Here is a 23,753-nt window from a genome sequence, read left to right as displayed (position 1 = left end):
ATGAACAAATGTCTTATAATCGGAATTGGAAACACGCTTCGCGGCGATGATGGAATTGCCTCGCTTGTCTTGAAGCATCTTCATGACACAATAGTTAGTGACAGAATTGTTGAGGTGACGCAGCTCACTATTGAACTTGCACCCACTCTTGCTGAATGCAAGTGTGTGCTGTTCATTGATGCAGCGCTTGATTTGCCACCGGGTCAATGGAAGATCGGTGAAGTGCCTACTGGCGTTGAAGTAGCAACGCCATTTGGTCATGAGCTGACACCTGCAGAACTGGTGCAGTTAACATGTGCTTTGTTCCGACATTGCCCGGCGGCAAGCCTTCTGCGCATAGGTGCTTCGGAGTTTGACAAGCCAGATAGCATTAGCGACATTCTGTCCGTGAATGTGGCCGCATATGCAGATTGTGTCAGCCACTGGTATCAGGAACACTTTCACGAAGACGAGAATCCTGTTGTCGCACTTTAACCATTAATACGTACTTCTTATGAACCCTGAATTGTTATCACTTGCCGGTGCGGCGGGCCTGGTCGGAGTCATACATACTTTGATTGGACCCGATCATTATGTTCCCTTCGTGGCCCTTGCAAAGGCAAGGAAATGGTCACTGCGCAGGACATTAAATGTGACTGTATTGTGCGGAATCGGGCACATTGCGAGTGCCGTGGCGATTGCAGTACTTGTAACGAAGCTTGCACCTCACGTCTTCGATAGCGCCACTCTGGAAAGCGCTCGCGGTGCAATCGCGGGATGGGCGCTTTTGAGCTTCGGCGTTATCTACGCAATTTGGGGATTCAGGCGGGCGATACGTGTTGGATATGGCACTCAGCCTGAATCCGGAGGAAAGCTCACTTGGGCGTTGTTTCTCATCTTCGTGCTCGGTCCGTGTGAACCGCTTGTTCCGTTTGTCACACTTCCACAAACCGTGAGTGGCCCGCTCGCTACAATAGTCCTTACAAGCGCATTTTCCATTGCGACTCTTGCAACCATGATCAGCACCGTGGTGCTGGGTTACAAAGGAATTTCTGTGGCGAAGTTCAAGTTCAATCCCGCCTACGGCCATGCAGTTGCCGGGCTGTGTATTCTTGCGTGCGGCGCATCCATGGTGTTCATAGGGGCATAGCTGACGAGAGTTCCAGCATGCAAGACACATCTTCATCCGGCACTGTTCACTATGAATTGCGAGTGTCAGGCATTGTTCAAGGTGTCGGGTTCCGGCCATTCGTATTTGTTACGGCCAATCGATACGGGTTAAAGGGCGAAGTCTGGAATGATTCTTCCGGGGTCGGCATTCGTGTACAAGGTCAGAGCGAGTCAGTGAATGAGTTCATGCGCAGCATTCACACGGAGCATCCCCCCATAGCAAAAGTTACTGGTATTGCCGACAAGGCACTCCCTCTTGCGGAATACGGCGGCTTTAGTATACTAAAGAGTGTTTCGCATGACCATGTGCAAACACACATTCCGCCGGACCTTGCGGTCTGTTCAGAGTGTAAAGCGGAGCTAAAGAGCGGGAATGCGCGTCGCTCCGGTCACCTGTTCATAAACTGCACGCAATGCGGACCTCGGTTTACAATAATTGACCGTGTGCCATACGATCGACCTTTTACGTCGATGGGGAAATTCGCGATGTGCCCGGAGTGCGAACAGGAGTATTCAGACCCGGGAAATCGCCGCTTTCATGCGCAGCCGACGTGCTGCAATTCCTGCGGGCCGCACCTTCGCATGCACTATCGCGCACCAGACGGCTCATTTGAAGAATGGAGTGACGAAACAGCGATCAACCGAATGGCACAACTGCTAGCGGTCGGCGGGGTTGGAATGATTCAAGGAATTGGAGGTTTTCATCTCATCTGCGATGCGACAAACTCCAAAGCTGTACGACGGATTCGAAGGAGCAAGCGAAGGGAACGAAAGCCGCTTGCTGTTATGTTTCCCTGTCTTGAGTCTTTAAGAGATCATTGTCTTGTAAGTGTTCCCGAAGTTACAGAGCTTGAATCGCCACGAGCTCCAATCGTCCTAATTCAACGTCAACGTGACTCGAACTTATCCGGGCTAATTGCGCCTGGCAGTCGTCGAGTCGGCGCAATGCTTCCATATACTCCCCTCCATTTAAGCCTCTTGGAGGAAATCAAGTATCCAGTTGTAATGACAAGCGCCAATCGCTCCGATGAGCCGACGCTATTTCGAACGGATGAAGCTATGAGTCGCTGGGGCGAATTGTGTGATGGAATATTGGTGCATGATCGGCCGATTCGCATATTTGCCGATGATTCTGTCACGCAGGTGTCAAAAGGACGTGCTCGCGTTATTCGAAGGGCTCGCGGCTTTGTCCCTGAACCGATACGTGTGCCAATGAGGTTCAAGCAGTCCGTCGTGGCCGTGGGCGCCGACCTGAAGAACACGGTTGCTTTCGGTTCAGGAGACACCATAACAATTTCGCAGCACATCGGAGACCTTGCATGCGAAAGGACACGAGAAGCTGCGATGCTTGCACTCAATCATCTCGGTAGCTTATTGAATATTCATCCGGAGCGAGTTGCACACGATCTGCATCCGGACTACTTGTCGACGGCAATTGCGCGACACCTTTCAAGAAACCATTCTCTACCTGCCACGCCGGTTCAGCATCATCACGCGCATCTGGCAGCCTGTCTGGCCGAGCACGGTTACACCGGGAAAGCTGTTGGAGTCATTCTCGATGGGACTGGTTACGGGCTTGACAGAACTGTTTGGGGAGGCGAGCTCCTGTTTGGAGATATCGGTAGTTTCAGACGAGCGGGGCATCTCGAAAGTGTGCCTTTGATTGGAGGCGACCTGGCCGCAACACAGCCGTGGCGAATGGCCCTGGCTTGGCTTCACCGCTCTTGTCCTGCGGAATTGGAGCATCCGCGTCTTCCGTTCATTAAGAAACTAATTGCTGAACGAGGTGAGGCTGCAATTGAGTTCATGAGGAACATACTGAACAGTAACCAGTGTATTTTGACCAGCAGCGCAGGGCGGCTCTTTGACGCGGTTGCAGCTTTGACCGGGTACGGAACAGGCGAACAGTTTGAAGGTGAAGCCGCGATGTGGTTGGAAGAACAAGCCGTGACAAACGATGGTGACGCTTATCCATTTGACATTCAGTCAATTGGCGGCACGCTTGTGCTTTCTCCGGGCCGCGCAATTCAAGCTATCTGCGACGATGTCCACGGACGATGCTCAGTATCATCTATATCTCAGCGCTTTCATGCGGGATTTGCAAATGGGTGGACTGAAATGGCATTTCGAGCTCTTGCGGAAAATCACTGCAATACTGTCGCATTGAGCGGAGGTTGCTTCCAGAACAGATTTCTGCTCGAACTTATGATGTCACGACTAGAAAAAGACGGTGTCCAAGTACTCGTCCCTGAGCGTGTACCCATGAACGACGGCGGAATATCCTTTGGTCAAGCGTGTGTCGCTTGTATGCGGAGCAACTGATATGTGTCTTGCAGTACCCATGCGGCTTAAAGAGAGGAATGGAAATGACGGTGTGGTTGAGAGTTCAGGTTTGCAGGTCGATGTCAACCTCGGACTAGTCCCATCCGCCAAAGTCGGTGACTACTTGCTCGTTCATGCCGGATACGCACTAACGATACTCGAAGAAGCTGAAGCACGAGAGTCGGCTGAGCGGATTGACTTGATTATCGGCAGCCATGAATGATCCTGTGATAAGGCCGCCTGCGCACTCTGCGATTCAACAGCTTGCCGGAGAATTGTCAGGATTGCGACTAACATGCTCCTGCAGAATTATGGAAGTGTGCGGTGGTCACACGGCCGCAATTCATCGCCATGGGCTGAAGGCACTAATTCCGTCAGGCATCGAACTCGTCTCAGGTCCAGGATGCCCCGTCTGCGTGACAGAAACAGTGTACATCGACCATGCAATCCAACTGGCTCAGCGAGACAACACAACGATTGCGACCTTTGGTGACTTGGCCCGTGTGCCGGGAAGCTGCGGAACGCTGAATGGTGCGCGTAGCCGGGGAGCGGATATCCGAATTGTGTATTCACCGCTTGACGCCTTACGCTTTGCCGCTAAGAATCCTAAGAGGGAAGTTGTTTTGCTTGCAATTGGGTTTGAAACGACGGCCGGACCTATTGCCGAGACGCTTGGCCAAGCAATCGATTCAAATCAGCCGAATTTCAAAGTACTCTGCGGACTAAAAACAATGCCGAACGCATTGCGGGTTCTGCTGTCCGATCCCGAAACCTCCATTGACGGGTTGATTCTACCCGGGCATGTAGCAGTAATTACAGGTACCGAGCCATTTCGATTTATTCCGGCAGAGTTTGGTGTTAGTTGCTCCGTGTCGGGATTTGAAGCGATAGACCTTCTTGATTCCATTTACGAAATCGTTTGTGCAATTCGTGGTGCAAGGCCTGAGCTGACAAATCGCTACTGTCGGGCGGTACGAGATCAAGGTAATGTCGCGGCGAGAAAACTTATCGATCGTGTCTTTGTGAAGACGTCGTCTAGGTGGAGGGGGCTGGGCGAAATTGCGGATAGCGGTTTGAGGATCAGAGATGAGTACGCGAAATGGGACGCAGGAACGATTCCGGTTCATGTCAAGCAAAGTGTGGATCATCCATCATGCCGCTGCAGTGAAATTCTCCGAGGCGCCGCTAAACCAATTGAGTGTCCGTTGTTTGGTACCACATGCACACCGGACGCACCAATTGGCGCGTGTATGGTATCGTCTGAAGGTGCGTGTGCGGCAGTGTATCAGTTTGAAGATGTAGCACCATATGCATGACGTAATTTCGCTCGACCATGGTGCAGGTGGAACTGCGATGCGGTCGTTAATCAACGACGTGTTACTGTCGCGATACAACAGTCCCGAGCTGCATCGACTTGATGATGGCGCTCGCCTAAGTCTGGCTGAGAAGGAGGTTGTATTTACTACAGACTCATATGTCATCCAGCCCCTATTCTTCAACGGCGGTGACATCGGAACAATTGCCGTAAGCGGAACGGTAAATGATCTTCTGGTCATGGGCTCGTCTCCATGCTGCATCTCGGTCGGAATGATTCTTGAAGAGGGTCTGGATTTGTCCACTCTTGAGCGCATCGCGCAGTCAATTGCAAACACTGCAGCTCAGGCTAGAGTGTCAATCGTCACCGGAGATACAAAGGTGGTTCCGCGGGGGCAGTGCGATCAAATCTTCATAAATACTTCGGGAATCGGAACGTATCCGCTTGGACAAGGATTGTGCTCAAGCGACATTGCTGCCGGAGACGCACTGATCGTGAGCGGCACAATTGGTGACCATGCCGTGGCTATTCTTGAATCACGTCTGACTTTGCAGCACAAGTTGAATGCACAAAGCGACTGCAGTCCGCTGACAAACATGATAGAGAAAGTCCTAAGCATCCATTCCACAGTTAAATGGATGCGTGACCCCACGCGGGGGGGGCTTGCAGCAGTGCTTGATGAACTTGCTCACGTTGGTCCCTTTGGAATTGAAGTCGAAGAGCCGCTTGTACCTGTCTCGGAAACAACTCAGGCAGTGTGTGAGCTTCTTGGATATGATCCGCTACATCTTGCGAACGAAGGCAAAGTTGTGATGGTAGTTGATGCGAAGGAGGCCGCTTCTGTTTTGAGTACGCTACGCACGACAACGGAAGGCAAGCATGCAAGTATCATCGGTAGAATTGTCTCGAAAGGTACTCATAGACTTACTCTCAAGACCAAAAGCGGAGGCAATAGATTGATACATCGGCCGAGTGGCGAATTGCTTCCTCGAATCTGCTGATCACTATGCACGAGGCTTACGTAACAAAGTGTTTGCTTGATTGCGTTGCGGCGTCATTACCGAAGTGGTGCCGACCGGAGAATGTCGTTTCAGTGAATGCTACCGTCGGAATGCTTGATGCAGTGAACGTTGACTCTCTCATGTTTCTGTTCGATTGCATGAAGGAGGAATACCGGATGGAGGCCGCACAGCTTATTATCGCCAAAGTGCCGGTGTCAATTCGCTGTGACGAGTGCGGATACTTGCAGGTCATTTACGAACCGGAGTTTTTGTGCTCAGCTTGCGGGTCTTGCCAAGTCACGATTGAGAATGGACAGGGAATATTGTTGAATAACATCGTAATAATGGAAAACGCCGATGAAAATCCAAGTCATTAAGAGTATCTTGGAAGAAAGTGAAAGTCTGGCACGTGCGAATCGGGCGATTCTTGACACGCACGGAATATTCATGGTCAATATCATGAGTTCACCGGGAGCGGGGAAGACAGCGCTAATTAGTGAAACGATATCAAGACTGCAAGCCGCCGGCAATAGATGTGCTGTAATTGAAGGTGACATCACTTCGACGATTGATTCAGAGCGACTTGTTCATTTGAATATTCCTATTGTCCAGGCAAACACCGAACCCTTCGGTGGCGACTGTCATGTCGGATCACATCTTATTCGCGCTGCACTGGAAATGCTTCCGCTGCCAGAGTTGGACTTCATTATAGTTGAGAACATTGGGAATCTGGTCTGTCCTGCCGAGTTTTATATAGGCGAGAACGTCAAAGTCGTGGTGCTCTCTCTCCCTGAAGGGGAGGACAAACCGCTCAAGTACCCGTTGATGTTTCGCCAGTCCGATATCTGCTTGGTCAGCAAAGTGGACCTGGAAAGCTTCATGGATGTGAATGTATCCAGTATGACAAGTAACATCCGGAAGGTGAACGGTAAGCTCGAGATTCTGCAGGTTTCAAGCAAGACAGGTGAAGGTCTAAAGGAGTGGTGCGATTGGCTGGCATGGAAGCGAACGGACAGCCTTAAACCTCAGGTGGCGGAAGTCCCCAATTGAGCAACGCTCGCAGTGAACCTTTGATGACGCAGGCTCCCATGAGGAGCCTGCGGTGTCTTTCAACAGGGCAATGCCAAGGTTCGTCAAATGAGATTGAGGTGAACGTATGTACAACAGGTGTTTTCCGCAAGTTTACAATTAGAAAAATTGCTATATTCCCGTGTAAGTTGCGTTAGCATTACGCGGCAGTAAGTCGCTCAAACCATGTTATGAAACATCAGAACTATGAATGGTGATATCTCTAGAAAGTTAAGGTCTAAGAGCTCGGTTACGACAGATCTCGATCGTCATGGCGGAAATCATTACTTAGTGAGAGCTGCCTCGATTTTAGAACGGACACTAGCCAAGCCTTCACAGAGTTGGACTGACCACGATCTCGCGCACGCCTTTGTCGCCCTTGACCTTCGCCAAGTATCTCTCATGCATGTCGGTGGAGACGGGAGAATGAAGACACTGGACTTCGTACCAAGAGACCACAATCATTTCCTGCAAATACTGCGGTATGGTGAACGCGCGGACGGATCCAGCTTATTCCCCGGTACAGGAATCAGCGCAGGCGCTTCCGACATCGTTTTGCGGCCACGACTTGACAGCGCGTTTGTTGACCCGTTTTCAAGTGAAGGCACGCTTGCAATCTTGTGCGATCACCTCTCACGATCCGGAGAGCCTCTGGCTCAGTCGGCAAGCACAATAGTAAGGAGAGCATTTCAAAGACTCACAGATACTGCAGGGTTTGAGCTTAATGCACTTGGCGAAATCGAGTATTTCATAGGTCACAAGCAAATCGAGAATCAAACTGAAAGGCTTGAAGATAAAGGCTATCACGCAGCAGCTCCCTTCGTCTTCGGTCAAGATTTGCGGCGCAGGACTCTTTCGGTGTTGTCGGAGATTGGAGTTCCGGTAAAGTATGGACACAGCGAGGTAGGCTTTGCTTCTGCGCAAAACGGTTCTGAGCTGACATGGGAACAGCATGAGATAGAGCTTGCGCTTGCTCCACTTCCGCATGCCGCTGACAACGTTGCATTGACTCAATGGGTGCTTCGCAATCTTGCTTTGGAACATGGAGTTGAGATTAGCTTTGAGCCTGTCGTCAAGAAGGGGCATGCCGGCAGCGGGATGCACTTTCACTTTGCCCCCACAAAGGATGAGCAATATTTGCCAGTGATTGATGACAAGGGAAAAGTCACCGAGTGGGCGGAGCTCCTGATAGCAGGGTTACTTTCTTCCGGATGCTCGCTGATGGCATTCGGGAATCGAACTCCAAGTTCGTTTGTGCGATTGTTCCAAGGAAAGGAGTCGCCCGCCGGAGTCACGTGGGGTCAGTTCAATCGGAAGGCCCTGGTACGACTGCCCATCACGATGACAGACTCGTCCGGCGCCTCAGCGTACCCGGAAACTGTGGAGTTTCGCCTCCCGGATGGATCGGCTAATCCCCATCTCTTGTTGGCAGGCATTGCGCAAGCAAGTTGTCTGGCGTACTCGATGAAAGGACGGCGAGAGCTGCTGGAGTCCCTGCACGGCGATACTGCGTTCCAGGCTAAGCCGCAAACAATTCCAGTTAACAGCAAGGAAATTGCGAATTTGCTTGAGCAAGACCGGGGAACTTACGAAGCCGATGGGGTCTTCCCGTCCACCCTGATTGATGGCGAACTGAGCCGACTTCGGTCGCAGACCGAATAAAAGAGGGTTCCGGGACAGATTTCAGGAATTGTCTTTTTGCCATTGACATCGTCAAAATCAGGGGTTACTTTATAATGAGTTATTTCCCCGCGTCTTCGAAGCCCGCAGGCGAACCAATGCATCTGACCATGAATCGAACTCCATATTTGGTGCCCCGTCTGATAACATTTGTCGCTGTGGCACTTGTTTCGACGTTAATGGCGCAGGAACGGTATCCTTTCGGGCGCCTCGATGAGCAATCTACCACGCTTTCCATTCTCCGCACGGAGGATGGATTTTCTTTGCATTGGAATAACGTGGACACTCTGCATTTCTGGTGCGTGACGTTCAGCACCGCGTTGGACATGTCCAATCTGGACACGTTGTCGATAACAAGCGACACGTTCTACGTTCACCATGATTCAGAGGGTCTCTTCGACTTTGGGTACTTTCGAGTGGACCCGATTGATGCGCCACCGCCGGTACTTGCTCCCGATACCATACTGTCATTTGCAAACGTACCCGTCTTGATGTCAATCCCCGGAGAAGATATTGAACCAAGTGGCTTCACCGTCGATGATACCGATTCCTTTGATGCAAATGGGATGTCGCTGCAAATGCACGGTAACACCTGGAAGCGCCACATCATTCAGCCGCATCGTGTGGACTCGACGGATGTATGGAGTGTAGCCGCGAAACTGATTCAGCTAGGGGAGGTTCATGCCTTTGGGATCGCGGACTCGGCAAACTTTCTCTATTATGTGTTTTGGGGAAAGGAGGCTCCGCAATCACTAAACTGGATTACAACCTATGAAGGCTATTTCGACAGCCTTGAGTGGGTTGATTTCCTGCTGCCGGTCGGTGAAGATTGGCAAGGTCGATTCGGTTACGCTCCAAACATTACGGAATTGCGATTCGTGAATGACAATGACACGGTTTCAATTGACGGAGTCGTTCGATATGACGAGATACGTGATGTGACGAATGCACTGCCTCTTGTTCCGCACGTGGAGTTCTCATGGACGCGTCTTCCCGACAGCGAACCGGACAGCTTTCGAATAGCATTTCGCTCCTTTATTTACGACCTTGACAGCCCTGAGCTGCGCCTAAACTGGGATTTTGGCGACGGGAGTCGCTCTGCGCAGATTAATCCCGAACATTCATTCAGGTCGAATGGCAGATATCCCGTCACCCTCTCGGTATCCGCACAAGACGGACGCTGTGTCTGGCTGACTCAAGCAATTGTGGATTCCCCGGTCACGGAGTCCCGGGAAGCGTGGTTTTCATTCACCGGTGATGTCATCTTAGGCCGCGGCTACGAAAACAACAATGGTATCATTGAAAGCTGGGGGGTAGATACGATTTTTGCACCAACGTTGCAGTGGACGGGCGAGGCAGACCTTTGCTGCATGAATCTGGAATGTCCGTTCACGACTGCAACGGTTCGACATCCAACGAAGGGAATCGTATTCAAATCCAGACCGGAAAACGTTGCCGGACTTGTGAATGCCGGCGTTGACTTCGTCACTCTTGCCAATAACCATGTCTACGACTATCTTGAAGCGGGGATGCTTGAGACAATGGCGGTTCTGGATAGCGTCGGGATTGTGCATAATGGTTCAGGAATGAACGATGAATTGGCGAGGCAAGTCCGGTTCCTGTCGCATGATGGAATATCGTTCGCAATGCTGAGTTTCTCTGACAGGACTGGATCCTACAACAACGTCCAGCCATTCCTGGATGCCGGACGATCGCGCCCTGGTTTTGCCATGTGGAATCGTGCTGCCATTGATGCCACTGTCTCAGAAGCAGCCGCGCTCTCAGACTATGTCATAATTAACACCCATTCCGGAAGTGAATACTCGCTTGAACCTCTCCTGAATGGACCAAGTGACATTTTCGATCCATTGGGCGATGAGGACATGCTGTTTGAGCTGATTCCGGATACGCTTGAGCGGCAAATCAGACAATACGCGATTGATATGGGTGCTGAACTCGTAATTGCGCATCATCCTCATATTATTCAAGGTTTTGAGGTGTACAATGGCAAGCTCATCGCCCACAGTCTCGGAAACTTTGTATTTGACCTGAACTATGCCGAAACGATGCCGAGTCTCGTTCTGCGTACGCATTTTGATGGCGCTGACGGTGTGGATCAGGCGATTGTTCATCCGGTCTATATTAATCATTGGATACCCCAGCCGGCACGCGGCGACTTGGCACGCAACATACTTGATTATGAATCCGAGATGTCACGCAGGCTGAATACTTGGCTGATAAGACCGGCTGGAGCGGACAGCGCGTTCGTCGTTTTTGACACTGCATCTGTGAACAGAGTAAGCAGCGACATGATTGACACGGTTGAGCTGCGGCAGGAAGGATCTTGGTTCACATCGGCTCCGTTCAAGCTTTCAGCGGACGGTTATGTTCAGAGTGTCGTAGTTCAGAATGGCGCAGGCTGGCAAGTTAGATTCGGGCGCGAACGATTGTACTCAGGAAACAAGGAAGATGAAGGCGCAAGTGATTGGCTGCTGAACAGTGCGGATGAGACTTACGACTCGACCACATTTAGATCAGGCGCAAGGAGTATCAGACTTCGCAGAACATTTCCCAACCCACAGAATGTCGTCTGCAACAACGAGTACCGCTTGCCAATTTCTCCGTTTCAGACATATTCGGTGTGTGGATGGATACGAACGCAGAACGCGAACAATGCCTTATTACAGGCACAGTATTGGTCAGGCCGCAGTGGAGGCACTGCAATCAGCATTGAGGACATCGGCACCGGGCTTAACGGCACCTCAGATTGGGTATTCCGCGACGCTCAATTGATCGTTCCGGCTAATGCTTACTTTGTGGTCATTCGCGAAGTGCTGAATACTCCACCAAGCGGAACAGGTTATGCTTGGTTTGACGACATCGCATTAGTCCAATGGGATGCTTGGAGTGACGCGCCGGCATCCGCTGCGTTCCCCAATGATTATCACTATGTGCAAGTTCGCAATAGTGTCAATCATGGCACGGCAATCATTGAGTACACGGTGGATAATATTGGAATAGCGGAGCTTGAGGCACAAATAGATCTTAGATAAGGCTGTCCATTCTCAAAAGCAGGCCCCCGCTCAACCGGGGGCTTTTTTAGTAATTCTGAGCATGCCTCCACCAGAGCTAATTAATCTTATTGCTTTTGTCATATTCTAAGTCTCTAAGTTACCGGAATTGAGAGTTATGTAAGTTCGTCACATTACTTCTCACACCTCTTTTTTGTCGCGAAAACTTTCACAATATTTACTATTGCAGAATAAGAGTTGAGCTCTTAGCTGAAAAAATGTATCAACTATTCAATTACTATCGAACAATATTGTTGATGTCTTGGAGGCAAGAACGTGAAAAAGAGATATAGAATCGGCTGGCTGCCGGGTGATGGTGTTGGTATCGAAGTCCTGGAAGCAACACGATTAGTCTTGGACAAGCTGGATTTCGATGCAGACTATGTTCATGGGGATATCGGTTGGGAGTTTTGGTGTCGGGAAGGTGATGCATTGCCACAGCGCACGCTTGATTTGCTTGGCACAGTCGATGCGGCCATGTTTGGTGCGATAACTTCCAAACCGGTAAAGCTTGCGGAGAAAGAGCTCACTCCGCATCTACAGGGAAAAGGAATGGTGTACCGCTCGCCGATCGTGCGAATGCGTCAGCAGTTCGATTTATATGTTTGTTTGAGACCATGCAAATCTTATCCGGGAAATCCTCTCAACTTTAAAGAGAGCATAGATCTCGTTGTCTTCCGCGAAAATACAGAGGATCTCTACGCCGGTGTCGAATTTTCGCCGGTTCCGGATGAACTTAAGGCTACTTTGACGAGAATATCGAAGCCCTTCAAATCGTTTGAACATCTTAGTGGCAATGACTTTGCCGTTTCCTGCAAAGTAAATACTCGCAAAGGATCAGAGCGCATCGTCCGGGCTGCATTCGAATTTGCCCGAAAGAAAGGACGAAAGAAAGTGACAGTCGTTCACAAAGCGAACGTAGTTCGAGCAAGCGACGGATTGTTCTTGGACTGCGCCCGCGACGTGGCTAAGGACTACCAGGAGATTACGTTTGATGAAGCGAACGTTGATGCAATTATGATGTGGCTGCTGAAGAATCCTTTTAATTATGACGTCCTGGTGGCACCAAATCTTTATGGCGATATCGTCAGTGATTTGTGCGCACAACTGGTTGGCGGTTTAGGTTTTGGCTGTTCAGGCAACATCGGTGAAAAGCTTGGAGTTTTTGAACCCACTCATGGTTCGGCTCCTAAGTACGCAGGTCAATACAAAGTGAACCCGATCGCGACAATTCTCTCAGCAAAGCAAATGCTCGAATGGCTCGGAGAAGTTGAACTCGCCCGTCAAGTTGAGTTGGCTGTTGCCGAGGTCATCAAGGAAGGAAAAGTCAGAACTTATGATATGGGCGGCAAGAACACTACTCTTGAAATGGGTCAGGCGATAGCAGAAAAGATTCCTGCTCTCACAGCGGCCTAGCGATTCCATGAAACCAATTCTTCATGAGGTGGGATTGCGTGACGGACTGCAAATGGAGATGCAGACTGTTCCGCTGGAGTTGAAGATTGAATGGGCACAGAAGTTCATTGAATCTGGCGTCGAAATGCTCCAACTTGGGTCGTTTGTACATCCCGATAAAGTCCCGCAGATGGCCGACACTGATTCGCTGTTCAGGCATTTCAATGGCCCCGGGCGAAAACCCCGGAATGTTACTCTTTCGGGGTTAGTCTTGAACGAGAAAGGTCTGGAACGGGGCTTGGCCTGTGGCGTGGACATGTTTTGCATGGGTGTCTCGGCAAGTGACACGCATAGTAAAAAGAATACAGGGATGTCTACGGAGGAAGCTACAGAGAGAATAATTGCCACGGCAAAACTCGCCTTAACGTCCGGATGTCGTGTTCAAGTTTCAGTTCAGTCGGCTTTTGGCTGCGGCTTTGAGGGAGAAGTTCCCGCCAGTCGAGTACTTCGGATTGCTGAGAAATACTTTAACGCGGGACTGAATGCAGTGTCCTTGGCTGACACTGCGGGGCATGCCTTGCCGGAACAAGTTGAAACACTCTTCAGTAAGATACATCAAATGAATCCTCATGCCGAATGCGCATGTCATCTTCACAATACCTATGGAATGGGCATTGTCAATTGCCGCGCGGCAATGAATTCCGGGGTGATGATCTTTGAGTCTGCGATTGGCGGACTTGGCGGATGTCCGTTCACAAAAGTCGCCGGCGGAAATGTGTGCACGGAAGATCTCGTCCACTATTGGAGGCGCGCCGGAATTCGGTCAGACATCGGACTGGATATACTAATTCAAACTGCACGCAGTATTGCTGGCTACTTCAATCGTGAGTTGCCTGGTATGGTCTACAAATCCGGCCCAGTGGGCTACGCAATGAATCTATACTAACAAACACTATGAACTTACTCGAAGGAATTCGCGTACTCGATTTAACCAATGTACTGTCCGGTCCATTTGCGACACTGCACATGGCGCTTGCTGGAGCGGATGTAGTTAAGATCGAAAACCCGAAGGACGGCGACTTGGCGCGTAAGCTCGGTTGCGTACCAGCGTACAACCAGATGCTCATGGGCACGAGCTTCCTTGCTCAGAATGCGAACAAGCGATCGCTCACTCTTAACCTAAAAGTTCCGGCTGCAAAGGAGATTTTCAAGAAGCTGGTGAAGGACGCTGATGTTGTTGTCGAAAATTTTCGTCCCGATGTCATGTCTCGTCTTGGACTGTCGTATGAGATTCTTTCGGAAATCAATCCGAGACTCATTTACTGTGCAATATCCGGGTTTGGGCAAACGGGTCCGGATGCACTTAAGCCGGCATACGATCAGATTATTCAAGGCCTCTCGGGCGAAATGGCCATCAACGGAGATGAGAGATTAAATCCGCTGCGAGCCGGCTTCCCGATTTGTGACACGGTCGGAGGTCTGAACGCTGCATTTGCCGTCATGGGTGCATTGTACTTTCGAGAGCGAACTGGTAAAGGTCAGTTCATAGACATTGCTCTCTTGGACTCCATTATGCCGCTAATGGGGTGGGTGGTCGCTAACTGGATGATAGGCGGACAGCACCCGGTCATGATGGGAAATGATAACTTCACTGCCGCACCGTCCGGAGTATTCAGGGCGCGAGATGGCTTTATTAATATCGCGGCAAACAAACAAGAGCAGTGGGAAGCCTTGGCTGATGTACTCGGAGTGCAGGAGTTAAAAACCGACCCAAGATTTCAGGAGCGTGATGCTCGAAAGCGGAATCGGCTCGCATTGACTCCGCTTCTCGAGGAAAAGTTAATGAAACGCGATGGCGCATACTGGGTAGACGAATTGAATAAACATGATGTCCCGGCAGGATTAATACTTAGTCTTGAGGATGCACTGAAGCAGCCTCAAGTGAGCCATCGTGACACGTTTTCTAAACTCAATGTCCCCGGAATTGGTGAGATTGAGCTGTTCAATATGACCGCAAAGTTCTCGTTGACACCTGGCAGAGCAAACATGCCGCCCCCAATGCTGGGAGAGCATACAGTACCTATACTTCATGATCTGGGATACACCGCTGAGCAGATAGAGCAGTTTCGAGCGGAAAAGGCCGTTTAATTGATGGAGAATATTATGCCAATGACACTATCAGAGAAAATTCTTGCCCGGGCTTCCGGGTTGAAGTTTGTGAATGCAGGTGATGTGGTTGAACCGAAAGTCGATCTTGCCATGTCACATGAGAATGCGGCATTGGTTCTGCATCAATTCAAGGAGATTTACAATGGGCTGAATACTGAACCAAAAGTTTGGGATCCTGGCAGAATTGCGATAATCTTCGACCATCGCATTCCAGCGGAGAGTTCTAAGACGGCAACGAACCAGAAACGGGTTCGGGATTTCATTGCATCGCAGGGGATAACAAAGTTTCACGACATTCGTGGCGATGAAGGTGGCATTTGCCACCAAATTCTTCCTGAAAATGGGTATGTAAGACCGGGAAGCGTCGTGGTTGGAACAGATAGTCACACGACAACACATGGCGCTTTGGGCGCTTTTGCTTTCGGTATTGGCGCGACAGAGATGGCCAGTGTTTGGGCGTTGGGCAATGCACTGAATATCGAAGTACCAATGACGATTAAAGTCGTAATTGACGGACAGCTCTCACCGCACGTATCCGCGAAAGATGTCATTCTGTTTCTCATTGGCCTAATCAAGGCAGATGGTGCAAACTATCGAGCACTTGAGTTCCACGGTTCCACGATTAGAACGATGAGTACTTCTTCTCGATTGGTACTTTGCAACATGGCTGTGGAAGCTGGCGCGACAGTTGGAATAGTGCCACCGGATAGTGAAACGGCAAGGTATCTTCGAGAGGAGGCGGGAGTTTCTGATCAGCTCTGGCTTGAAAGTCCGGACATTGATGCAGTTTATGATCGTGTTGTGAGTATTGACGCAGCAACACTTGCGCCTCAGATTGCCTGTCCTCATACTGTTGACCACGTGAAATCAGTGACGGATGTCGAGGGAAAGCGGGTTGACCAGATTGTTATCGGGTCCTGCACAAATGGCAGGCTTGATGATTTAGCAGCGGCTGCACGATTGCTGAAGAGCAGGAAAGTACATGACAGAACTCGCATGCTTGTCTTCCCTGCATCGTGGAAGATTTATAAAGAAGCGATGGATCTTGGCTATCTCAAAGACCTAATGGAGGCCGGAGCGGTCGTGATGAATCCGGGTTGTGGATGTTGCCTTGGCGTACACCAGGGCGCTTTAGGCGACGGTGAAGTTGCTCTATCGACGACGAATCGGAATTTCAAGGGTCGAATGGGAAATCCAACGGCGGAAGTCTATTTGTGTTCACCTGAAGTGGCCGCGGCAAGCGCAATTCGCGGCGCAATTAGCGATCCAAGGGAGATCTGAGCATGTCCAAAGTAATAGCAGTTCTCGGTGATGACATCTCCACCGATCACATTTACCCCGGTCGTTTCATGGCAACTGTTCTGCCGTCGGAAACGCCTCAATATTGCTTTGCCGACATGACCGAGCTCAATGCCGCTCTCAAGGCGGGCAGGTTCCCGGCTGGGAGCTTTATTGTTGCGGGATCGAACTTTGGATGCGGAAGCTCAAGAGAACAGGCCGCATCGACCATTAACGGCTATGGACTGATAGTTGTGGCTCGGAGTTTTGCGCGAATCTTCCTGCAGAATGCAGTTAATCTCGGACTTCAGCTCATAATTTGCCCGCGAATTGAAGCAAACGAAGGCGATGATATCGAGCTGAAGGCCGACATTCTCCTTAATAAGACGACAGGCAAGAGTTATGAGATTGTTCCGCTTCCGAAACTGCGACAAGCAATTATGGAAGCAGGTGGTCTCGTAGCCTATACGCGAAAGCTTGTTAAAGCTCGGCTTGATCAGTCCTAATCCACTGGAGTAAACAGTAATCAAAACGGCCCTCGCGTGACTGCAAGGGCCGCTTTTTCGTTGACTGACACTGATTATAAGGAGGCGCACTTAGTTAGCCTTGCCGCCTGCAAACGCGCATTAGCGGCAATTTGTGACTCATCGCCTGTAAGCAGCTCCCGAGCTTGAACAATGATATTCCCGTCTACAATGACAGTATGTGGTCGAGCTGGCGCGCAGAATATCAATGCGGCAATGGGATCGGCGGCGGAACCGGCGTAACCAAGCTCATTGCTGTCAAACAATGCAATATCCGCTGCCATGCCCGGCTGAAGCCTTCCAATGTCGCTTCGGCCAAGCAGGCGAGCAGACCCCAGAGTCGCTAAATCCAGAATACGCCTTGCGGTAAAAAACGCCCTGTCTTCTTGAGTTCTATGAAGGAGCAGCGTTTGCCGCAGTTCACCTAGCATGTGTGAACTGTCATTCGAAGCGCAGCCATCCACAGCAAGGCCCACTGGGACACCAGCCTCTAACATGGAACGAATACTCGCTTTTCCCGAACCTAACCGGCAGTTAGATGACGGGCAATGTGCGACACCCGTCTGAGTTGCCGCCAGAAGTGCGACCTCCTGAGCGTTAAAATGCACACCGTGGGCAAACCAAACGTCTTCACCGAGCCATCCCCACTCTTGCATGAGTGCAAGCGGGCGTTTTCCATACCTTGACATGCAAAACGCAGTCTCGTCGGTTGTTTCAGCGAGATGCGTGTGCATCCTGACACCAAGATGCCTGGCAAGTGATGCTGTATCCCGCATCAGAGCCTCACTCACGTTGAATGGCGTACACGGCGCAAGATGCACCTGTCTCATAGAATACTGTCTGCTGTCATGGAACGCGCGGACGGATGTCTCACAATGCCTGAGGACGTCTCCGTCTTTTTCGACAATATCATCGGGAGGTAGCCCTCCCATTGACCTGCCCATTGTCATTGATCCGCGAAGTGCGGCGAATCTCAGTCCAAGCTCTTCAGCACATTCGACCTGAAGCCCAATGAGATCACTCTGCACTTCACTGGGGAACAAATACATATGATCGCACGACGTGCTGCAGCCCGACAGGATAAGCTCGGCTATTGCCAGCCGGAAGCTCGCACGAAACATCTTTTCGTCAAAATGCTTCCAAATCGGGTAATGTAGCGTAAGCCATTCAAACAGTCCCGAATTCTGACTTGCGGGCAGGCATCTTGTCAGCGATTGAAAGAAGTGATGATGCGTGTTTATGAGTCCCGGTATCGCGACAAGCGATGAACCGTCCACTACATGTTCGTTTGTGTGTGGAATCAATCCGGGCGCAACCTCTTGAATGGCGGATCCGTTGATTCTGATACACACATTTTTCAGCTCATTAGAACCTGTGTATGCAGCAAGTAGATTTTGAATGAGCAACGCTTCACCCCTTTCTATTCGGTTTCAATACGTCCACCGCGCTCATGCCATTCAGCAAGGCCTTCGCCCAGTTCATTCGCCTTGTATCCCCGACTTCTCAGCATTGCAACGGCCTGACTCGCAAGCAGACAATACGGCCCGCGGCAATAGGCGACAATCTGCTGGTCAACAGGAAGTTGATCCAGATGATCTTCAAGCTGATCAAGGGGTATCGAGATTGCTTGCTGAATATGGGCAGTCTTGTACTCATCCGCTGGACGAACATCAAGGATAATGACTTTCCTGGCCGTCACGAGTTGCGCCAATTCCTGTCTGTCAACCTCCTGCAGAATATGCTGATTCTCTCTGAGTTGAGCAACAGCCCTGTCCACATCTGCAAGATGGGTTTCGGCAACCTGCCGCAGCTTACGGACTAATTCCCAAACAAGTACACCCGACAACCGGTAGTTAATGTGCGTCCCCTCTCTGCTGGATTCAACCAATCCAGCCCCTCGGAGGACTTGGAGGTGCTGCGAAGTATTTGCGGCGCTCATCCCGGTCAGATTCGCGAGTTGATCAACGTTTTTTGAACTTTGATTTAATAATTCAAGTATTTCTAATCTCTTATGACTTGAAAGAGCCTTGCCGACCCGGGAGAAATGACGATTCAAGTTCTCGCGGAATAGTTTTGCGGAGTCCATATTTCGTCCGATAAATTCAATTGAATGCTTTAATAAAACATAGGTTAAGTGACAAGTCAAGCGAATCAGTCAGGAAATCAAGCCCGAAAGCGAAAAAATTCACAATATGTGACTAAGCAACATAGCATGCAGGAAAACAGGAGAATTTTTGAACAGAAAAGCGAACAATCGTATATTAGTACTCCCAACTTAGATTAACCTCCCTGGAGACTGATATGTCATTGGCAAAGGACGCATTAGAATATCATTGTCGCGAGCCTAAAGGCAAAATTGAGGTCATACCGACCAAACCTGTAGATACGCAATTCGACCTATCTCTCGCGTATAGCCCCGGAGTGGCGGAACCATGTCTGGAGATTCACCGGGATCCGCTGCTTGTTTCTGAATATACGGCAAGGCAGAACCTGGTGGCTGTTGTTTCGAATGGAACCGCAGTGCTCGGACTTGGAAACATCGGCGCGCTCGCAGGCAAACCTGTGATGGAAGGCAAAGGAGTACTCTTCAAACGCTTTGCGGGTGTCGATGTGTTTGACATCGAAATCAAGAGCGAAGATCCTGAAGAAGTCATCCGCGTGTGCCAGTTACTTGAACCGACTTTCGGAGCGATAAATCTTGAGGACATTGCGGCACCGGCGTGTTTCTACATCGAAGAGACGTTGAAGAGCACAATGGGAATTCCGGTGTTTCACGATGATCAGCATGGCACCGCCATCATTTCCGGCGCCGGGCTGATCAATTCCCTTCGGTTGGTTGGGAAGGACATGGCAAAAGTGCGAGTGGTGGTAAACGGTGCGGGCGCGTCCGCAATCGCATGCGCAAAAATGTACATTTCATTAGGAGTGAATCCGGAAAACCTGTTCATGTGCGACACGAAAGGTACGCTGCGGGTTGGACGCGAGGATTTGGATCCATCACACCCTAAGTACAATCGCTACAAGGCCGCATTTGCACGCAAGACAGAATGTGCGACGCTTGCCGACGCACTCCGCGGAGCAGACGTCTTTTGCGGCTGTTCAGTTGGTGGCACGGTGTCCGAGGACATGGTTCGCACGATGGCCGACCATCCTATTGTGTTTGCGCTGGCAAACCCCGATCCCGAAATCGCTTATAACGACGCGAAACGGGCTCGGCCAGATGCAATTGTGTGTACAGGTCGAAGTGATTATCCGAATCAGATAAATAATGTGCTCGGATTTCCTGCGATATTCAGAGGCGCGCTCGACAGCCATGCCACTCAGATCAACGAAGAAATGAAGATGGCCTCGTCACAGGCACTCGCGGATCTCGCCACCGAAGATGTTCCAGACTACGTGAGTTCCGCCTACGGTCTGGAATATATGAAGTTCGGCAAGGAGTACGTAATACCCAAGCCGATGGACCATCGCGTGCTGCTGCGGGTTGCGGTTGCAGTGGCGAAAGCTGCGGCGGACAGCGGAGTCGCGACGAAACCGATTACAGATCTTGAGTCCTATCGGAATCGCCTTGAACGCTTGATGGGGCGTGGGCGCCATGTTACGAGGATGTTCGTGGATCAGGCTCGTACCATGAAGAAGCGTATCGTTTACCCTGAAGGCTCCAATCCGAAAATTCTGCGAGCGGCGGCGCTCGTTGTTGAGGACAAGATTGGTACTCCGATCTTGATTGGAAATACCGAGAAGATCACGTCACGAGCGGCGGATCTTGGCATATCCTTGGATGCAATGCGCATCCTCGACCCTCAAACCTTGACGATCAAGGAAATTGACTCATATGCCAATGAGCTTTGGAATATCCGCAAGCGGAAAGGTGTTACTCTTTCCGAAGCAAAGCATCTCATCAATGACCCGAACTACCTTGGGCCGCTGCTTCTTCGCAAGAAGCAGGCGGATGCGTTGGTGGCCGGTGTGTCACAGCATTACTCGGACACCGTGCGTCCTGCCCTGCAGCTCCTGCCGAAGAAGCCGGGAGTCAATCGTGTTGCCGCGATGTTTGCTCTGGTCTTCAAGAATCGAATTATCTACATTTCAGATGTTGGTGTGAACGTCGAGGTCGAGTCCGCGGAACAGCTCGCTGAACTGGCCATTCTTACTTCCGACACGGTGCGCGAAAACTTCATGATCGAACCTCGCGTTGCCATGCTGAGTTTCTCAAATTTTGGCAGCGTTCCAAACAAGCACTCCCGAAAAGTCGCGCAAGCCGTCGAACTGGTGAAGGATCGTCGTCCCGATATCGTCGTAGATGGCGAAATGCAGGCGGACACAGCACTCGTCGAGAAGATAATGCAGAAGAACTTCCCGTTTTCGAGCTTGTGCGGTGAAGCAGCAAATACACTTGTATTCCCGGACATGACGAGCTGCAATATCGCATACAAGTTGCTTGTAGAGCTTGCGGGTGCAACGGCAATAGGCCCGATACTCATGGGAATGGACCACGCTGTTCATATTTTGCAGCAAGGCGCAAGTGTAAGTGACATTGTTCAAATGTCGGCATTTGCCGCAGTCGATTCAAGAAGCTAAATCCCTAATAAACTCAACTAAGATATGTCCAACACGCCCAACGAAAGTTCATCACTGAAGCCGATATTCGAACCGCGGTCAATAGCGGTTGTCGGGGCAAGCCGGCAACAAGGCACTATTGGCCGCGATATGCTGCGGAAGATTCTGGATTTTGAATTCAACGGAATCGTTTATCCCGTGAATCCGGCAGCGAAATTCGTAAACTCCATGCGCGCGTATCGAAGCGTCTTGGAAATACCTGACCCAGTTGACCTTGCTGTGATCTGTGTGCCCAAGAAGCTCGCGATTCAAGCTGTCGAAGATTGCGGGCGCAAGGACATTAAAGCTATTGTCATGATAACAGCTGGTTTTGCGGAGACCGGTGAAGAAGGTGCAGCACTGGAACGTCAGTTGTTTGAGAAGGTGAAATCATACGGTATTCGAATGTTAGGTCCCAACTGTATGGGCGTGATAAACACAAATCCTGACGTTCGTATGGACGCCACTTTCGCTGGACCAAGCCCTGTGCCCGGAAACATTGGATTCCTGTCTCAGAGCGGCGCTCTTGGTGTGGCAATTCTCGAACGAACAGCCGGGATGCAGCTTGGGCTTTCATCATTTGTTAGTTTGGGGAATCGCACAGACGTCTCGGTCGATGATGTTCTCGCATACTGGCGAGATGACCCGCGCACAGATCTTACTCTTTTGTATATTGAGAGCTTCGGCAATGCTCAAAGGTTCATACAGGTTGCGAGAGAAATGGTCAGAACCAAGCCGGTCATTGCCGTAAAGTCCGGTAGAACTCGTGCCGGCGCCAAGGCTGCCAGTTCTCATACGGCCAGCCTTGCCGCTGCAGATGTCGCAGTAGATGCGATTTTCGAATCCGCGGGTATCATTCGGGTTGACACGGTTGAAATGCTATTTGACTATGCACAGGCGTTTGCGACACAGCCTCTTCCGCAAGGACCTCGGGTTGGTGTGATGTCAAATGGCGGCGGACCTGCGATTCTTGCGACTGATGCGGTGGAAGGTGCGGGTCTCAAGATGGCGGAGTATGCACCTGAGACCACCGCGAAACTTAAGAGTGTCTTGGCTGACCTCGCGAGTGCGCGAAATCCTGTGGATATGGTTGCCAGCGCAGGCGCATCACACTTTGAAGCCGTCGCAGACATTGTGATTAATGACCCAAACACAGATGCGGTTATCATCATCTTCGTTCTCCCGATCACATCGGACTCAAGTGAAGTGGCTACGGCGATCGCAAACGCTTACAAGAAGAACAAGCACCTCGGAAAACCTGTCTTAGTTTGCTTCATGACCCGCGACGGTGACACTCAGGGGACACCCATACTCCGCAACGCAGGGTTGCCTGTCTATGTATTCCCTGAATCTGCCGTTCAGTCACTTGCGGCAATGGATCATTTCAGAGAGATTCGTGAGCGTCGACAAGGCAAATGCAAGACCTACACCGACGTTGACAAGAACGCTGTACGATCGATTATTGACACTGCGAAATCTGAAGGACGTCTGCAGCTGTCTTCTCAAGAAGTATCCGGGATACTTGAAGCGTACGGTTTTCCGATGCTGCAGGCTGTCAATGTTACAAGTCGGGATAAACTCGGCAAAGTGGCCGAAAAACTTGGCTTGCCCGTTGTGATGAAGATTAATGCTGAGGGGATTGTGCATAAGAGTGATGTTGGAGGTGTGAGACTCAATTTGCGCTCTGCCTCTGAAGTCGAGCAGGCTTGGGATGAAATTGGAGTCGCGGTGTCAAAACTCAAAGAGCCTCCGAAGTCGTGGTCGGTAAATTTAGAGCCCATGGTAACAGGTGGCCGTGAATTGGTAATGGGTATCACTGCAGATCCGGTCTTCGGGCCGCTTGTCATGGTTGGAATGGGCGGCATATACGTAGAGGTACTGAAGGATGTAAGCTTTCGACTTGCACCGTTGGCGGATACCGATATTGAGAGCATGCTGCATCGTCTTCGCGGCTATCCCATCTTGAAAGGTGTGCGCGGCGAACAACCCGTCAACTTCGACAGAATAACTGAACTTCTCTTCCGCCTGTCACAATTGGCCACCGATTTTCCAGAAATACGTGAGCTTGACATCAACCCTGTCTTGGCATTCCCGGATGCCAAACGATGCGTCGTGGTAGACGCACGGATCAAGCTTTAGAGTTAAATGGAGGTATTATTCAAGGACGCGCCGTGAGGCGCGT

At 50.6% G+C, this 23,753-nt stretch carries 19 protein-coding genes; 17 read left to right on the top strand and 2 right to left on the bottom strand.

All coding sequences use genetic code 11. The annotated features are described in order from the left end of the window. From HUU59_09810 to HUU59_09740, 15 genes are all read left to right on the top strand, one after another. Entirely contained in the window at positions 1–474 is a 474-nt protein-coding gene (locus HUU59_09810; GenBank protein NUO19731.1) for a hydrogenase maturation protease, read from the top strand. Positions 475–493: 19 nt separating this feature from the next. Then, a complete protein-coding gene (locus HUU59_09805; GenBank protein NUO19730.1) occupies positions 494–1,129 on the top strand; it encodes a hypothetical protein in 636 nt (211 codons plus the stop codon). Positions 1,130–1,146: 17 nt separating this feature from the next. Continuing rightward, positions 1,147–3,471, top strand: coding sequence for a carbamoyltransferase HypF (gene hypF / locus HUU59_09800; GenBank protein NUO19729.1), 2,325 nt, complete (start codon positions 1,147–1,149; stop codon positions 3,469–3,471). Position 3,472: 1 nt separating this feature from the next. Further along, complete coding sequence (locus HUU59_09795) at positions 3,473–3,694, top strand: HypC/HybG/HupF family hydrogenase formation chaperone (GenBank protein NUO19728.1); 222 nt, start codon at positions 3,473–3,475, stop codon at positions 3,692–3,694. Then, a complete protein-coding gene (gene hypD / locus HUU59_09790) occupies positions 3,687–4,787 on the top strand; it encodes a hydrogenase formation protein HypD (protein ID NUO19727.1) in 1,101 nt (366 codons plus the stop codon). The genes HUU59_09795 and hypD overlap by 8 nt, the downstream gene beginning before the upstream one ends. Beyond that, positions 4,780–5,787 (top strand): hydrogenase expression/formation protein HypE, encoded by a 1,008-nt coding sequence (gene hypE, locus HUU59_09785; GenBank protein NUO19726.1) that lies wholly within the window; start codon positions 4,780–4,782, stop codon positions 5,785–5,787. Before hypD ends, hypE begins: the two co-directional genes overlap by 8 nt. Before the next feature lie 5 nt (positions 5,788–5,792). Continuing rightward, positions 5,793–6,164, top strand: a complete 372-nt coding sequence (locus tag HUU59_09780; protein NUO19725.1) for a hydrogenase maturation nickel metallochaperone HypA — start codon at positions 5,793–5,795, stop codon at positions 6,162–6,164. Beyond that, entirely contained in the window at positions 6,145–6,837 is a 693-nt protein-coding gene (gene hypB / locus HUU59_09775; protein ID NUO19724.1) for a hydrogenase nickel incorporation protein HypB, read from the top strand. The genes HUU59_09780 and hypB overlap by 20 nt, the downstream gene beginning before the upstream one ends. Before the next feature lie 444 nt (positions 6,838–7,281). Continuing rightward, complete coding sequence (locus HUU59_09770; protein ID NUO19723.1) at positions 7,282–8,517, top strand: hypothetical protein; 1,236 nt, start codon at positions 7,282–7,284, stop codon at positions 8,515–8,517. Between the two features lie 116 nt (positions 8,518–8,633). After that, a complete protein-coding gene (locus tag HUU59_09765; GenBank protein ID NUO19722.1) occupies positions 8,634–11,588 on the top strand; it encodes a CapA family protein in 2,955 nt (984 codons plus the stop codon). Between the two features lie 294 nt (positions 11,589–11,882). Beyond that, the gene (locus HUU59_09760; GenBank protein ID NUO19721.1) at positions 11,883–13,022 is read left to right on the top strand and encodes an isocitrate/isopropylmalate dehydrogenase family protein; all 1,140 of its coding nucleotides are present in this window, start codon (positions 11,883–11,885) and stop codon (positions 13,020–13,022) included. 7 nt (positions 13,023–13,029) lie between these two features. Then, on the top strand, positions 13,030–13,947 hold the full coding sequence (locus tag HUU59_09755) for a hydroxymethylglutaryl-CoA lyase (GenBank protein ID NUO19720.1): 918 nt from the start codon (positions 13,030–13,032) through the stop codon (positions 13,945–13,947). An 8-nt stretch (positions 13,948–13,955) separates the two neighbouring features. Next, entirely contained in the window at positions 13,956–15,149 is a 1,194-nt protein-coding gene (locus HUU59_09750; GenBank protein ID NUO19719.1) for a CoA transferase, read from the top strand. A 15-nt stretch (positions 15,150–15,164) separates the two neighbouring features. Then, positions 15,165–16,451 (top strand): 3-isopropylmalate dehydratase large subunit, encoded by a 1,287-nt coding sequence (locus HUU59_09745; GenBank protein ID NUO19718.1) that lies wholly within the window; start codon positions 15,165–15,167, stop codon positions 16,449–16,451. Positions 16,452–16,453: 2 nt separating this feature from the next. Continuing rightward, positions 16,454–16,954: a 3-isopropylmalate dehydratase gene (locus tag HUU59_09740; protein ID NUO19717.1), complete on the top strand. Its 501-nt coding sequence runs from the start codon at positions 16,454–16,456 to the stop codon at positions 16,952–16,954. A 74-nt stretch (positions 16,955–17,028) separates the two neighbouring features. Here HUU59_09740 and HUU59_09735 read toward each other — a convergent pair whose 3' ends face one another. Next, complete coding sequence (locus HUU59_09735) at positions 17,029–18,324, bottom strand: 8-oxoguanine deaminase (protein ID NUO19716.1); 1,296 nt, start codon at positions 18,322–18,324, stop codon at positions 17,029–17,031. A 68-nt stretch (positions 18,325–18,392) separates the two neighbouring features. Beyond that, on the bottom strand, positions 18,393–19,058 hold the full coding sequence (locus HUU59_09730; GenBank protein ID NUO19715.1) for a metalloregulator ArsR/SmtB family transcription factor: 666 nt from the start codon (positions 19,056–19,058) through the stop codon (positions 18,393–18,395). A 215-nt stretch (positions 19,059–19,273) separates the two neighbouring features. On the opposite strand from HUU59_09730, the gene HUU59_09725 reads away from it, so the two are divergent. Together HUU59_09725 and HUU59_09720 are read left to right on the top strand one after the other, a co-directional pair. After that, positions 19,274–21,553, top strand: a complete 2,280-nt coding sequence (locus HUU59_09725; GenBank protein ID NUO19714.1) for an NADP-dependent malic enzyme — start codon at positions 19,274–19,276, stop codon at positions 21,551–21,553. A 24-nt stretch (positions 21,554–21,577) separates the two neighbouring features. Further along, the gene (locus tag HUU59_09720; GenBank protein ID NUO19713.1) at positions 21,578–23,710 is read left to right on the top strand and encodes an acetate--CoA ligase family protein; all 2,133 of its coding nucleotides are present in this window, start codon (positions 21,578–21,580) and stop codon (positions 23,708–23,710) included. Positions 23,711–23,753 lie beyond the last annotated feature (43 nt).

Source organism: bacterium, assembly GCA_013360195.1.
In the GTDB taxonomy this organism is placed as follows: Bacteria; Electryoneota; RPQS01; order RPQS01; family RPQS01; genus JABWCQ01.
Note: the sequence above shows the minus strand (reverse complement) of the source record. Positions and strands in the feature narration are given on the sequence as shown.

Excerpts from the sequence above, each read along its gene's own strand:
- HUU59_09810 (NUO19731.1), top strand. The coding sequence starts at position 1 with ATGAACAAATGTCTTATAATCGGAATTGGAAACACGCTTCGCGGCGAT.
- HUU59_09805 (NUO19730.1), top strand. The coding sequence starts at position 494 with ATGAACCCTGAATTGTTATCACTTGCCGGTGCGGCGGGCCTGGTCGGA.
- hypF (NUO19729.1), top strand. The coding sequence starts at position 1,147 with ATGCAAGACACATCTTCATCCGGCACTGTTCACTATGAATTGCGAGTG.
- HUU59_09795 (NUO19728.1), top strand. The coding sequence starts at position 3,473 with ATGTGTCTTGCAGTACCCATGCGGCTTAAAGAGAGGAATGGAAATGAC.
- hypD (NUO19727.1), top strand. The coding sequence starts at position 3,687 with ATGAATGATCCTGTGATAAGGCCGCCTGCGCACTCTGCGATTCAACAG.
- hypE (NUO19726.1), top strand. The coding sequence starts at position 4,780 with ATGCATGACGTAATTTCGCTCGACCATGGTGCAGGTGGAACTGCGATG.
- HUU59_09780 (NUO19725.1), top strand. The coding sequence starts at position 5,793 with ATGCACGAGGCTTACGTAACAAAGTGTTTGCTTGATTGCGTTGCGGCG.
- hypB (NUO19724.1), top strand. The coding sequence starts at position 6,145 with ATGAAAATCCAAGTCATTAAGAGTATCTTGGAAGAAAGTGAAAGTCTG.
- HUU59_09770 (NUO19723.1), top strand. The coding sequence starts at position 7,282 with ATGAAGACACTGGACTTCGTACCAAGAGACCACAATCATTTCCTGCAA.
- HUU59_09765 (NUO19722.1), top strand. The coding sequence starts at position 8,634 with ATGCATCTGACCATGAATCGAACTCCATATTTGGTGCCCCGTCTGATA.
- HUU59_09755 (NUO19720.1), top strand. The coding sequence starts at position 13,030 with ATGAAACCAATTCTTCATGAGGTGGGATTGCGTGACGGACTGCAAATG.
- HUU59_09750 (NUO19719.1), top strand. The coding sequence starts at position 13,956 with ATGAACTTACTCGAAGGAATTCGCGTACTCGATTTAACCAATGTACTG.
- HUU59_09745 (NUO19718.1), top strand. The coding sequence starts at position 15,165 with ATGCCAATGACACTATCAGAGAAAATTCTTGCCCGGGCTTCCGGGTTG.
- HUU59_09740 (NUO19717.1), top strand. The coding sequence starts at position 16,454 with ATGTCCAAAGTAATAGCAGTTCTCGGTGATGACATCTCCACCGATCAC.
- HUU59_09730 (NUO19715.1), bottom strand. The coding sequence starts at position 19,058 with ATGGACTCCGCAAAACTATTCCGCGAGAACTTGAATCGTCATTTCTCC.
- HUU59_09725 (NUO19714.1), top strand. The coding sequence starts at position 19,274 with ATGTCATTGGCAAAGGACGCATTAGAATATCATTGTCGCGAGCCTAAA.
- HUU59_09720 (NUO19713.1), top strand. The coding sequence starts at position 21,578 with ATGTCCAACACGCCCAACGAAAGTTCATCACTGAAGCCGATATTCGAA.